This is a genomic window from Methylobacterium goesingense (assembly GCF_022179225.1).
Classification (GTDB): Bacteria; Pseudomonadota; Alphaproteobacteria; order Rhizobiales; family Beijerinckiaceae; genus Methylobacterium; species Methylobacterium goesingense.
In genome coordinates, this window is the sequence record NZ_BPQL01000068.1 from 12,902 (window position 1) to 25,319 (window position 12,418).

Below are 12,418 nucleotides of genomic sequence, written 5' to 3' on the forward strand. Positions count from 1 at the left end.
CATCCGATTGCGCGTGATCTATGGCCGCGGGCCGCCAGACGGGCCGGTCGGCTTGGCTATTCCAGGATTTCGACTTCAAGGGTTTCGTCATGGCAAAGAGCGCGGCCGACAAGGCCAAGGGTACCGAGCATCCCGACTACCACTTCATCAAGGTCGTGATGACCGATGGGTCGGACTACATGACCCGATCGACCTACGGCAAGGAGGGTGACACCCTCAACCTCGACATCGACCCGAACACGCACCCGGCCTGGACCGGCGGCGAGCAGAAGATGCTCGATCGCGGTGGCCGCGTCTCGCGCTTCAATTCGCGCTTCGGCGCCCTGTCGTTCGGCAAGAAGTAATCGGATCGGAGGCTGGCCCGGCGCTCGCGCGGCGGCTGGCCTCACGATGGCGTGAAACGCAGAGCGGGCGGCACCTCATGGGTGTCGCCCGCTCTGCGTTCCGGGATTCTGATGCGCGCGACCTTCCCGCTGCCGCGCCCCGGCGATGCCGGGGCGGCGGGCGTCAGGCCGAGACCGGCGCCGCGAAGGCCGAACGCAGGCGGCTCAGCTGTGCCACCACCGGGCTTTCCTGCGGGGCGGGGGTCGGCCGCTCGTCGGTGATCACCGCATCCAAGTGGAGGATGCGGGTGTGCAGGCGCCGCGAGCGCACGATTAGATCCTGCAGGGTCGGCGGCAGCACGCCGAACACCTCGCCGCGGAAGGTCTCGGGCGTGGTCAGGCGAACGCGGGTCTTCTCCTGCATGGCTTCGGCCGGAGTGAGTTCACCCTCCGACACCGCCCGCTGCACGAGAAGCCAGGAGGCGATCTGCATCAGGCGGGTGGTCAGACGCATGCTTTCGCTGGCATAGCTCAGCGTGCCGTCGCGGGACATGAGTCGAGATTCCTCCCGTCCCGTGCCGTCGAGATAGGCGGCGGCCTCCTCCACCAGGGTCATGCCCTCGCGGAACAGGACCTTGAACGCCTCGGAGGTGACGTAGGTGTCACCGAAGTTGACCCAATCCCGCTCGTCTCGAAACATGACGTCGAATCCGCTCATGGTGCCTCCTGTGCCGCGACCGTACCGGGATCGTCCCAAAGTGAGACGCTGGCGGCGCGTTTGCACCTGGTTCGCAACTCTAGCGCCGAAGACCCGGCGCGGGGGCTTCACGTGATGTTAACGTTAATCGGCGCCATCGGTGCCTTGGCCGAGCGAACACGAAAAAAGGCCGCCTGTTTCCAGGGCGGCCTTGGAGAGGTCGTCGGGAGCGATTCAAGCGTCGGATAAGCAGTCCAACGCTGTTCGGGGTCGCCGAACAGGATCACAGGATGGCGCAACGTGGTTAACGATCCGTTACCGCGCCGACCAATTTGGATGCCGGCCGGAAGGCGACGAGCGGCGCCCGCGTGCGACGCTCGAAATTGAGATCCGACGCACCGAAACCGGTCGGCCGGAATTGACTCGGTCCACCCCATCCGTCATAAGCCGCGCCATCGCGACGCGGCGCCCTCGATGGGCGCTGTTCGCGCTTGCAGACACATTTTCGGGCGAGTGAATATCCGGCGCGGCCATTCGTGCAGCCCGGATCGATCCTCGACCATTCGGAGATCGCGCCATGAAGAGAACTTATCAGCCCAGCAAGCTCGTGCGTAAGCGTCGTCACGGCTTCCGCGCCCGCATGGCCACCGCCGGCGGCCGCAAGGTCATCGCGGCCCGCCGCGCTCACGGCCGCAAGAAGCTCTCGGCCTAAGAGCTCCGGCCGCGCCGCCATGGCGGCGCGCTCCAGCATGTTCCTGGTTCGAAGCCTCCCGGCCGAGGACCGCAGACCGGGTCGCGGGATCGGATCGGCCATGTCGACGATCGGACGACTCACCCGACGCTCCGATTTTCTGGCTGCGGCCGGCGGGCGTCGCTATCACAACGAGCGTCTCTCGGCACAGGGCCTCGTCCGTGCCGAACCGGCCGCGGGCGACGACGCGCCCGAGGGCCTGCGCATCGGCTTCACCATCACCAAGCGGGTCGGCCACGCGACGGAGCGCAATCGCATCCGCCGGCGTCTGCGCGCGGCCGTGGCGGAAGCGGCCGGCGTTTTGCCGGCGCGTGACGCCGACGTGGTGCTGGTGGCCCGGCGCCCTGCCCTTCACGCCCCGTTCCAGACCCTGATCGAGGATCTACGCCAAGCCGTTGCCGTGGTGACGAAGCCGCAAGCCGCTAAAACTGGCGCCGGTTCCGGACACAGGGCCGAATCCGGTCAGGTGTCGTCCCGGCGCAGACGCGGCAAAGGCGCGCCTGCGTCTGGCGCATCGGCGACGGCTCCGGTATTGGCCACGGGCGCGACGGCCTCCGCGTCGCCCGGCTCCCGGCCTGACAGAGCGGGCGCGCCTTCCTCTCCATCCAACGCATGCGACGGACCGACCGATGGGTAATGACAAGACGAACATGATCGTCGCGATCGCCTTGTCGCTGGCGGTCCTGCTCGGCTGGAACTACTTCATCGCCGCCCCGCGCGTGGAGCAGCAGCGCCAGGCCGCCCTGCAGAACAAGGCGGCGACGCAGGCCACCAGCCCCGACGGCGTGCCGAGCGCGGCCCCGAAGGAAGGTGGCCCGGCCACGCCCGTCCCCGGAACCCTGCCGGGCGCCTCGGGCGCCGGCGGCGGCATCGTGCCCCGCGAGGCGGCCATCGCGCGCTCGCCGCGCGTGACCATCGACACCCCGGCCCTCGCGGGCTCGATCGCCCTAAAGGGCGGTCGCATCGACGACGTCCTGCTCAAGAACTACCACGAGACCGTCGACGACAAGAGCCCGCGCATCGTCCTGCTCTCGCCCACCGGCACCGAGAATCCCTACTATGCGGAGTTCGGATGGGTCGGCCAGAACGCCGGCCCCCTGCCCAACGGCGACACCGTGTGGGCCGCCGACACCCAGACCTTGGCGCCGGGCAAACCCGTGACGCTGACCTACGACAACGGCGCCGGCCTCCTCTTCAAGCGCGTCATCGCGGTGGACGACAAGTTCCTGTTCACGGTCCGCGACGAGGTCGAGAACAAGGGTTCCAACGCGGTCAGCCTCTATCCCTACAGCCTCGTCTCGCGCTGGGGTAAGCCGCACACTCAGGGCTACTACGTGCTGCACGAGGGCATGATCGGCGTCCTCGGCGCCGACGGCCTGCAGGAATACACCTACGATCACCTCGCCAAGGAGCCTGCCCTCGGCAATGCGCTCACCAAGGGCAAGACCTGGACGGGCGTGACGGGCGGCTTCGTCGGCATCACCGACAAGTACTGGGCCGCCGCGGCGATCCCCGACCAGTCGACCCCCTATACCGGCAGCTTCACCGAGCGCACGGACGGCGCCACCAAGGTCTACCAGGCCAACGTGCTCGGCAACGTGCAGGTGGTCCAGCCCGGCGCCACCGTAGCGGCGACCCAGCAGCTCTTCGCCGGCGCCAAGGAAGTGAACACCGTCAACGCCTACCAGGCGAACCAGAACATCAAGCAGTTCGACCTGCTGATCGACTGGGGCTGGTTCCACTTCATCACCAAGCCGATGTTCCGGGCACTGGACTTCTTCTTCCACCTGTTCGGCAATTTCGGTGTGGCGATCCTAATCGTCACCCTCTGCCTGAAGCTTCTGTTCCTGCCCATCGCGAACAAGTCGTACCAGTCCATGGCCAAGATGAAGGCCGTGCAGCCGGAGATGACGTCGATCCGGGAGCGGTACAAAGACGACAAGATGAAACAGCAACAGGCGATGATGGAGCTGTACAAGAAGGAGAAGATCAATCCGGTCGCCGGCTGCTGGCCGGTGCTGATTCAGATCCCGGTCTTCTTCGCACTGTACAAGGTCCTGTTCATCACCATCGAGATGCGGCACGCGCCGTTCTTCGGCTGGATCCAGGATCTGGCGGCCCCCGATCCGACGAGCTTCCTCAACCTGTTCGGCCTGCTGCCCTACGCGGCTCCGGACTTCGTCCACCTCGGCATCTGGCCCATCATCATGGGCATCACGATGTTCATCCAGATGAAGATGAACCCCGCACCGCCGGACCCGGTCCAGGCGCAGATCTTCACCTTCATGCCCATCGTGTTCACCTTCATGCTCGGCTCCTTCCCGGCCGGACTGGTGATCTACTGGGCCTGGAACAACACCCTCTCGGTGATCCAGCAATACGTCATCATGCGCCGTAACGGCGTGAAGGTGGAGTTGTGGGACAACCTGAGCGGCATGTTCCGGCGCAAGAGCGCGGACAAGAACGCCGTCGCCAAAAGCTGAGTTCAGCCGAGCGTCGAGCCAACGGCCACGGCGCGCGACACCCCAACCGGTCCTCTCCGTCTCACGACGGGGAGGACTTCCTGTTTCCGGCGTGTCGGCTCGCGAGGGCGGCGGATGCGCCTCATCCGTCCGGAGCCGCCTGATGTCCCAAGCCGAAGACGATGCCGCCCTTCTGGAGGCGGGACGCCTGCTGTTCGCGGGCGCGGCCGACTTCATCGCCTCGGCGCCGAACGTCCCCGCCCTGCCGCCGATGAAGGGCGTCGAGATCGCCTTCGCGGGCCGCTCCAACGTCGGCAAGTCGAGCCTCGTCAACGCGCTGACCGGGCGCAACACCCTGGCGCGGACCTCGCACACGCCCGGGCGCACGCAGCAGCTCAACTTCTTCGACATCGGCGGCCGGCTCACCCTCGTGGACATGCCGGGCTACGGCTACGCGGCGGTGGAGAAGACGAAGGTCGAGGCCTGGACCGACCTGATCCACGACTACCTCAAGGGCCGCTCGAACCTCGCGCGCGTGTTCATGCTGATCGATTCGCGCCACGGCCTGAAGAGCATCGACACCGACGTTCTCGACGGGCTCGACAAGGCCGCCGTCAGCTATCAGATCGTGCTAACCAAGGGCGACGCCCTGAAGAAGTCCGAGATGGATGCGCGCATCGCCGGCATCCAGTCGGCCATCGCCCGGCGCCCGGCAGCCTATCCGGAGATCCTGCTCACCTCGAGCCGCGACGATCGGGGCGTACCCGAGCTGCGCGCGAGCATCGCCCGGCTGCTGCGGGAGCGCGGCGCGTGAGCGGACTCGACCGCGTCCTCCTGGCGCTCGGCGCGCTTGCCGGCCTCCTCGGCGTCGCGGCGAGCGCGGCCGCCGCCCATCTCAGCGGGGCCGACAGCCTGAAGACGGCCGCCCAGTTTCTACTGTTCCACGCCCCCGCGATCCTGGCGCTCGTGGCGCTCTCGGCGACGGGCACGACGCACCGGCCGATCACGCGCGTCGCGGCCTGGGCTCTCGTCGTCGGGCTGGTGCTGTTCTGCGGCGATCTCGCCCTTCGAGCGCTCCGCGGCACGCCTCTGTTTCCCATGGCGGCGCCGACCGGGGGCTTCGCGCTGATGGCCGGCTGGCTGCTCGCCGCCGCCGGTGCCCTCGTTCCGGCGCGGCGCGCATGAGTTTAGGGCGTACCGGTCCGTTTGGACGTGAACGACCCCGGCCCTGGTCATCGGCGATGTGCCGGTCCGCCGGCATCTCGTCAGGAGAACCGATAGCCCGCTCTCAGCGCACCAGCTGCGGCAGTTGCGGCGTGGCGCCCTTCGGCAAGGCCGTGCGCGCCATGTTCATGCTCATCGCCAGCAGGGTGTAGTAGCCGTTGATCCCCGCCATCTCGATGGCGCCCTGCTCGCCGAAAGTCTCCACCGCGCGAGCATAGGTGGTGTCGCTCACCGCCTTGTTGTGGTGGAGCTCCGTCGAGAACGCATAGACCAGCGTTTCCTCCGGCCCCATCGCGTCCGGCCGCCGGCCCTCCTGGATCGCCGCGACGATCGCGGGATCGAGGCCGGCCTTCAGGGCGATCGGCGCGTGGATGTGCCACTCCAGCTGCTGCGTCCATTCCCGCGCGGTGATGAGGATGATGAACTCGCTCAAGCGCAGGGGCAGCACGCTGCGGTAGCGCAGATGCAGGCCCATGTTGCTGGCATTGGTCATCAACTCCGGACTGCGCAGGAGCGGTACGAACGGCCCGAACACCGGCGTCTTGCGGGCAGCGAGGAAGTCCGCCGACGCTTTCTTCTGGGCGTCGGTCAGAGAATCAGCCGGAATTTCCGGCAGTCGATCTTCCGGCGGTCGATCTTGGGCCATTGCGGACAGGCTCCCGAGCAGCAGGGTCGACAGGACCGGCAGGATGGCGATGCGCATGTGGTTCAGTCCCCTCGCGAGGCTTTCGCCCGAGCCTACGGCATCACTGGCGGGTGATAGGTCAGCGTGAAGGCCAGCGCCCAGAGCAGGAACAGCACCACCGGCAGGTGGATCAGAAGCTGGAGGAAGCTGAAGCCCACGATGTCGCGCGCCTTGAGGCCAAGGATTCCCAGCAGCGGCAGCATCCAGAACGGATTGATGAGGTTCGGTAGGGCCTCGGCGGCATTGTAGACCATCACGGCCCAGCCGAGATGCACCTGAAGCTCGTTGGCCGCCTGCATCACGTAAGGGGCTTCGAGCAGCCACTTGCCGCCGCCCGACGGCACGAAGAAGCCCAGCACCGCCGAGTAGACGCCCATCGAGATCGGGAAGCTGCCCGTGGTGTTCAGGCTGACGAAGGCGTGGGTGATCACCTCGGAGACCGAGATGCCGGCGGCGTTCTTCGGCCCCGTCAGCATCGCGCTGATGGCGGCGTAGAGGGGGAACTGGATCAGGATGCCGGCGGTGGCAGGCACGGCCTTGGAGACCGCCACCAGGAAGCGCTTGGGGCGCCAGTGCAGCAGCAGGCCGAGGGTGATGAAGAGAAGGTTGTAGGTGTTGAGGTTCGAGATCGCGGTGATCCAGGATTGCCGCGCGAACTCCTGGTAGATCCAGGCGCCGGCGATCACCACCAGCAGGACCGTGAGGATCGGAGAGTGCTCCAGCCACTCGCCGGGCTGCTCGGGGCGGCCGAGATCGGGCTTCTCGCGCTCGACGCTCACGCCGAGGTCCTCGGCCGTCACCGCCGTGTTCGGGCGCGGAGCGGAGGCGTAGGCGATGATCACCGACATCACGAAGAGGACCAGCGCGATCAGCATCGACTGCCACAGGAAGATGGTCTCGCTGAAGGGGATCACGCCGGTGATCGGCAGGAGCGCCTTCGGCAGGCTCGCGGGGTTCGCCTGAAGCTGGGCGGCCGAGGAGCTGAGGCCCATGGCCCAGGTCGCCCCGAGGCCGAGATAGGCGGCCGCGCCGGCGGCGCGGTAATCCATGCGGAGTTCCGTACGGCGGGCGAGCGCTCGTGCCAGCAGGCCGCCGAAGATCAGGCTGAGGCCCCAGCTCAGGAACGAGGACAGCATGGTCGCGGCGGCGACGAAGCCGACAGCGCCGCGCCCGGTCTTCGGAATGCTCGCTAGCCGGTCGATCAGCGCCTGCACCGGCGGCGCCGTCGCCACCACGTAGCCGCCGATGGTGACGAAGGCCATCTGCATGGTGAAGGGGATGAGGCTCCAGAAGCCGTCACCGAAACTCTTCGCAATGGCGGGCGCCGGTGCCCCGTTGGCCAAGGCACCCAGCGCCACGATGACCACCGCGATCGCCACGAAGATGAAAGCGTCGGGGAACCACTTCTCGGCCCAGGCAGTGAAGCGGATGCCGGCTCGCGAGAGTGCACTCTCCGTCGCGGCCGGATCGGCGCGACGTTCCGGCTTCAATGTCGACATCGGGAGTCCTGAGAACGAGAAACGCGGCTTTTGGAGGCGGCATTCTCCGCAAATGCCGACTCCGCTCAAGACGCATTCGCGTCGGTGCACAGCCTTGATGGAAACGGTCCGCCGCGAATGTCAGCGCCGCGCTTCAGCCTTCCTTGAGAGTTGTCCGGGCAAGGTGGGTCGCGCTCGCGTGAGGATATCGTTCGTGGCCGACATCTCGAAGTTCCGGGACCTCGATAAGCGGATGGCCGAACGTCGTGGCGCGGGTACCGCCGTTCGTGACCTCTCCGGACCGAACAAGGGCAGCACCGACTTCGAGAAGCCGTTCTCATCGCCGCTCGGCTGGCTCGGCGCCGTTCTCCTGAACATTGCCCTGGTGGTGGCCGTCGGCCTCGCCACCGTGCTCGTGCCGCCCCTGATGGCGTGCAGCGAGCAGAGCGCGCGCGGCTTCTATGCCGGCGACACTTTCGGGGCCTGCGCGTTACGCGGAATCTCGACCCGATTCCGAGATTTCGACGGCCGAATTCGCAAGATAATCCTGAATTCCGGACAATGACGCGCAGCAGCGACGGGGCTCGAGACGGTCGCTTCCGTCCTGGGTCCCGTCGTTCGTCAATGGCCCGCCGTCTCAGTTCAGGGTGACGCTCTCCGGCCGGCGCTCGGTGCTGAGGCCGGACTTGCCGACCTTCAGGCCGAGGGGGCCGACCTCCACCGGCACCGCCTCCCCGTCGTGAATCAGCCCCGACAGGAGCTGTTCCGCCAGCCGGTCCTGCACCGCCTTCTGGATCACCCGCTTGAGGGGGCGCGCCCCGTAGGCCGGATCGTAGCCCTTGTCGGCGAGCCAGTCGCGGGCCTCCGGCTCGACGTCGAGGGTGATCTTGCGCTCGTCGAGGAGTTTTTGCAGGCGCTTGAGCTGGATATCGACGATCGCCCCCATCTCCGACCGCTTGAGGCGGTGGAACAGGATGATCTCGTCGATCCGGTTCAGGAATTCCGGCCGGAAATGGCTGCGCACCACCCCCATCACCTCTTCGCGCACGACATCGGTGTCGTCGCCCTCGCTCTGATTGACGAGGTATTCCGAGCCGAGGTTCGAGGTCATGATCAGGAGCGTGTTGCGGAAATCCACCGTCCGCCCCTGTCCGTCGGTCAGCCGCCCGTCGTCGAGCACCTGCAGCAGGACGTTGAACACGTCCGGGTGCGCCTTCTCGACCTCGTCGAACAGCACGACCTGATAGGGCCGGCGCCGAACGGCTTCGGTCAGGGCTCCGCCTTCCTCGTAACCGACATAGCCCGGGGGCGCGCCGATTAGCCGGGCCACGGAGTGCTTCTCCATGTATTCCGACATGTCGATGCGGACCAGCGCCGTGTCGTCGTCGAACAGGAAGCCGGCGAGCGCCTTGGTCAGCTCGGTCTTGCCCACGCCCGTGGGGCCCAGGAAGATGAACGACCCGATCGGCCGGTTCGGATCCTGAAGGCCGGCGCGTGCCCGGCGCACGGCGGTCGCCACCGCCTCCACCGCCTCGCGCTGCCCCACGACGCGCTCGCCCAGGACCTTCTCCATGGCCAGGAGCTTGTCGCGCTCGCCCTCCAGCATCTTGTCGACGGGCACGCCGGTCCAGCGCGAGACGACGCCCGCGATATGGGCCGGCGTCACCGCCTCCTCGACCATGCCGTCCTGGGACACGGCGCTCTCGCCGCGTGCCTCGATCTCGGCGAGCTGGCGCTCCAGCCCCGGGATCACGCCATAGGCAAGCTCGCCCGCGCGCTGGTACTGACCCTGGCGCTGGGCCGCGGCCAGTTCGTTGCGGGCCTCGTCGAGCTTGCGCTTGAGGTCGGCGGCGGCGCCGAGCTTGTCCTTCTCGGCCTTCCAGCGCGAGGTGATCGCAGCCGATCGCTCCTCGAGGTCGGCCAGTTCCTTCTCCAAGCGAACGAGGCGGTCACGGGAGGCGGAATCCGTCTCCTTCTTCAGGGCCTCGCCCTCGATCTTCAGGCGCACGATCTCGCGGTCGAGATTATCGAGCTCCTCCGGCTTCGAATCGACCTGCATGCGCAGGCGCGATCCGGCCTCGTCCATCAGGTCGATCGCCTTGTCCGGCAGGAAGCGGTCGGTGATGTAGCGGTTCGACAGGGTCGCGGCCGCTACCAGCGCCGCATCCTGGATGCGCACGCCGTGGTGCTGCTCGTACTTCTCCTTGATCCCGCGCAGGATCGAGACCGTGTCCTCGACGGTCGGCTCGGACACGAAGACGGGCTGGAAGCGCCGCGCCAGGGCTGCGTCCTTCTCCACGTGCTTGCGGTACTCGTCGAGCGTGGTCGCGCCGACGCAATGCAGTTCGCCGCGCGCCAGAGCAGGCTTCAGCAGGTTCGAGGCGTCCATCGCCCCATCCGCCTTGCCGGCCCCGACCAGGGTGTGCATCTCGTCGATGAACAGGATGATGCCACCCTCGGCCGCCGTAACCTCGGAGAGCACGCCCTTCAGCCGCTCCTCGAACTCGCCGCGGTATTTGGCACCGGCAATGAGCGATCCCATGTCGAGGGCGAGCAGGCTCTTGTCGCGAAGCGATTCCGGCACGTCGCCGTCGACGATGCGAAGCGCGAGCCCCTCGACGATGGCGGTCTTGCCGACGCCGGGCTCGCCGATGAGGACGGGGTTGTTCTTGGTGCGCCGGGACAGGACCTGGATCGTGCGGCGAATCTCCTCGTCGCGGCCAATCACCGGGTCGAGCTTGCCCTCGCGCGCCGCTTCCGTGAGGTCGCGAGCGTACTTCTTAAGGGCGTCGTAGGCGTTCTCGGCCGTGGCGTTGTCCGCGGTGCGGCCCTTGCGGAGCGCATTGATGGCCCCGTTGAGCGAGGCCGCGGTGACGCCGGCCGCCGCCAGCGCGCGGCCGGCCTCGGTATCCTTCTCCACCGCGAGGGCGAGAAGCAGGCGCTCGACGGTCACATAGCTGTCGCCAGCCTTCTCGGCCGCCTTCTCGGCGGTGTCGAACAGGCGCACGAGCTCGCGCGTCGCCTGCGGCTGGGACGCGTTGCCGGATACCTTCGGCTGCTTGGCGAGCCAAGCCTCGGTCTGCGCCAGAGCAACTCGCGACTGACCGCCCGCCCGGTCGATCAGACCGGCGCAGAGGCCCTCGGGATCGTCGAGCAGCACCTTGAGGATATGGCCCGGCTGGAATTGCGGATGGCCCTCGCGCATCGCGAGGCTCTGCGCCGCCTGGACGAAGCCGCGGGCGCGCTCGGTATAGATTTCAAAATTCATCTCGTCCCACCTCCCCGTGTCGACTCGACCCGCCGCCCGCTCGTCGCGGCACGGCCGGTCGCCGAAACGTCGCCTCCACGACCGCTGTCGCTGGAGACCCCGGCGCCACCTGGCCGCCGGTCATCCGGATGTGGTGTTGCATATCGGCACCACAAGGGCTCGCGCCACGCGGTTTACCGCGCCGCGTTCAGACTTGCGCCGGGATGCAAATCAGGGCCACGCTGGACGCATGAACGTTGCTGCCTCCCCCGCGCCTCTTCGCCTCGAAGCCCTCTACCGCTACCCGGTCAAAGGGCTCTCGCCGGAACGCCTGGACAAGGTCGACCTGGCGGCCGGCGCCTACTTCCCGGGGGACCGCCTGTTCGCCGTGGAGAACGGCCCCTCCGGCTTCGATCCGGAGGCGCCGACCCACCAGCCCAAGATCAAGTTCCTGATGCTGATGCGCCACGAGGCTCTGGCGCAGCTCGACACGCGCTACGAGTCCGCCAGCGGCCTTCTCACGATCCGCCAGGGCGGGACGGTGGTGGCCGAGGGCGATCTTACCACCCCGGAGGGCCGCGCCGTGATCGAGGCCTTCCTCGCCGGCTATCTGCCGGACGCCATGCGGGGACCGGCGCGTCTGCTGACCGCGCCGGAGGGCTACCGCTTCACGGATTCACCGCGCGGCTTCGTCTCCCTCGTCAATCTGGCGAGCGTGGCGGCCTTGGAGGACATGACCGGCGCGGCCGTGGACCCGCTCCGCTTCCGGGCCAACCTCTACCTCTCGGGCCTCGCGCCCTGGGCCGAACTCGACCTCGTGGGGCGCACCCTCACGGCGCCGGGCGGTGTGCGCCTCCGCGTCCACAAGCGCACGGAGCGTTGTGCGGCCACCAACGTGGACCCTGCGACGGGCCAGCGCGACCTCGCGATCCCCCGCACCCTGTCCCAGCATCTCGGCCACACCGATTGCGGGGTCTACGCGGAAGTGATCGCGGGCGGCGAACTCGCGGCCGGCGCGACCCTCGCTCTCGCCTGAGGCGAGCCTCAGCCGGCGGACCCTGAAGCCGGTGCTGTCGCCTCCGTCTGTGTGGACGTCCGTGCTTGCGGCGGCGCTCATGGCCTTGCCGGCCATGGCGTCGTCCCACTCTGCCGAAGTGCTAGATCGCGTCGCGATGCACCAGCACGATGGCGGCCGCGTAACCGGCCCGGCGCAGGTGGCGCAGGTCGGCATGACGGCGTTCGCAGGTGACCTTGAGGTAGCGGTTGTCGCCGCCCGGCAGGCCGGTCGCGGCGGCCACGGCCTGCCCGTGCATCAGGCATTCCATGGGGGTGCGGGCGGGCGACACGATGACGTCGAGGGCGGTGTCCCGCGAGCAATCCTTGGCCACGAGGGTCGCGGCGCAAACGAGGGCAACAGTGAGCAGTTCGGACATGACGGACCCCTTGTTCGAGATGGCGAATAAGGTCCGCGGTGTGGCTCCGGCGTCAGAGCGTCCGCGTGATCGTTGTCCTGGTGTTTCCTCTAGCCTGTCGGATCGGTTTCTTGGCGTT

Annotated in this window: 13 protein-coding genes; 8 read left to right on the plus strand and 5 right to left on the minus strand. The window is 67.7% G+C overall.

The genetic code is table 11. From position 1 onward, the window contains the following. Positions 1 to 89: 89 nt before the first annotated feature. Positions 90 to 344, plus strand: coding sequence for a 50S ribosomal protein L31 (rpmE, locus tag MFF30_RS13035; RefSeq protein WP_018045309.1), 255 nt, complete (start codon positions 90 to 92; stop codon positions 342 to 344). Between the two features lie 163 nt (positions 345 to 507). Here the strand turns inward: rpmE and rcdA are convergent, their stop codons facing one another. Continuing rightward, a complete protein-coding gene (gene rcdA / locus MFF30_RS13040) occupies positions 508 to 1,041 on the minus strand; it encodes a protease adaptor protein RcdA (RefSeq protein WP_238279849.1) in 534 nt (177 codons plus the stop codon). Positions 1,042 to 1,597: 556 nt separating this feature from the next. Here rcdA and rpmH point away from each other — a divergent pair. The 5 genes from rpmH to MFF30_RS13065 all read left to right on the plus strand — a co-directional run bounded on the left by rpmH (position 1,598) and on the right by MFF30_RS13065 (position 5,418). Beyond that, entirely contained in the window at positions 1,598 to 1,732 is a 135-nt protein-coding gene (gene rpmH, locus MFF30_RS13045; RefSeq protein ID WP_055947927.1) for a 50S ribosomal protein L34, read from the plus strand. A gap of 100 nt (positions 1,733 to 1,832) precedes the next feature. Beyond that, a complete protein-coding gene (gene rnpA / locus MFF30_RS13050) occupies positions 1,833 to 2,408 on the plus strand; it encodes a ribonuclease P protein component (protein ID WP_238279850.1) in 576 nt (191 codons plus the stop codon). Then, the gene (gene yidC, locus MFF30_RS13055; RefSeq protein ID WP_238279851.1) at positions 2,401 to 4,254 is read left to right on the plus strand and encodes a membrane protein insertase YidC; all 1,854 of its coding nucleotides are present in this window, start codon (positions 2,401 to 2,403) and stop codon (positions 4,252 to 4,254) included. The genes rnpA and yidC overlap by 8 nt, the downstream gene beginning before the upstream one ends. A gap of 142 nt (positions 4,255 to 4,396) precedes the next feature. Next, on the plus strand, positions 4,397 to 5,047 hold the full coding sequence (gene yihA / locus MFF30_RS13060) for a ribosome biogenesis GTP-binding protein YihA/YsxC (RefSeq protein ID WP_238279852.1): 651 nt from the start codon (positions 4,397 to 4,399) through the stop codon (positions 5,045 to 5,047). Further along, entirely contained in the window at positions 5,044 to 5,418 is a 375-nt protein-coding gene (locus tag MFF30_RS13065; RefSeq protein ID WP_238279853.1) for a DUF423 domain-containing protein, read from the plus strand. Before yihA ends, MFF30_RS13065 begins: the two co-directional genes overlap by 4 nt. A gap of 103 nt (positions 5,419 to 5,521) precedes the next feature. On the opposite strand, the gene MFF30_RS13070 is transcribed toward MFF30_RS13065, so the two are convergent. Together MFF30_RS13070 and MFF30_RS13075 are read right to left on the minus strand one after the other, a co-directional pair. Then, complete coding sequence (locus MFF30_RS13070) at positions 5,522 to 6,160, minus strand: carboxymuconolactone decarboxylase family protein (RefSeq protein WP_238279854.1); 639 nt, start codon at positions 6,158 to 6,160, stop codon at positions 5,522 to 5,524. A gap of 35 nt (positions 6,161 to 6,195) precedes the next feature. After that, entirely contained in the window at positions 6,196 to 7,641 is a 1,446-nt protein-coding gene (locus tag MFF30_RS13075; protein ID WP_238279855.1) for a short-chain fatty acid transporter, read from the minus strand. Between the two features lie 193 nt (positions 7,642 to 7,834). Here MFF30_RS13075 and MFF30_RS13080 point away from each other — a divergent pair, with 193 nt between their 5' ends. Further along, positions 7,835 to 8,185, plus strand: a complete 351-nt coding sequence (locus tag MFF30_RS13080) for a hypothetical protein (RefSeq protein WP_238279856.1) — start codon at positions 7,835 to 7,837, stop codon at positions 8,183 to 8,185. A gap of 72 nt (positions 8,186 to 8,257) precedes the next feature. Here MFF30_RS13080 and clpB read toward each other — a convergent pair whose 3' ends face one another. Beyond that, entirely contained in the window at positions 8,258 to 10,888 is a 2,631-nt protein-coding gene (clpB, locus tag MFF30_RS13085; protein WP_238279857.1) for an ATP-dependent chaperone ClpB, read from the minus strand. 229 nt (positions 10,889 to 11,117) lie between these two features. Here clpB and MFF30_RS13090 point away from each other — a divergent pair, with 229 nt between their 5' ends. Continuing rightward, positions 11,118 to 11,903, plus strand: a complete 786-nt coding sequence (locus MFF30_RS13090; protein WP_238279858.1) for an MOSC domain-containing protein — start codon at positions 11,118 to 11,120, stop codon at positions 11,901 to 11,903. A gap of 121 nt (positions 11,904 to 12,024) precedes the next feature. Here the strand turns inward: MFF30_RS13090 and MFF30_RS13095 are convergent, their stop codons facing one another. Continuing rightward, complete coding sequence (locus tag MFF30_RS13095; RefSeq protein ID WP_238279859.1) at positions 12,025 to 12,300, minus strand: hypothetical protein; 276 nt, start codon at positions 12,298 to 12,300, stop codon at positions 12,025 to 12,027. Positions 12,301 to 12,418: the final 118 nt, after the last annotated feature.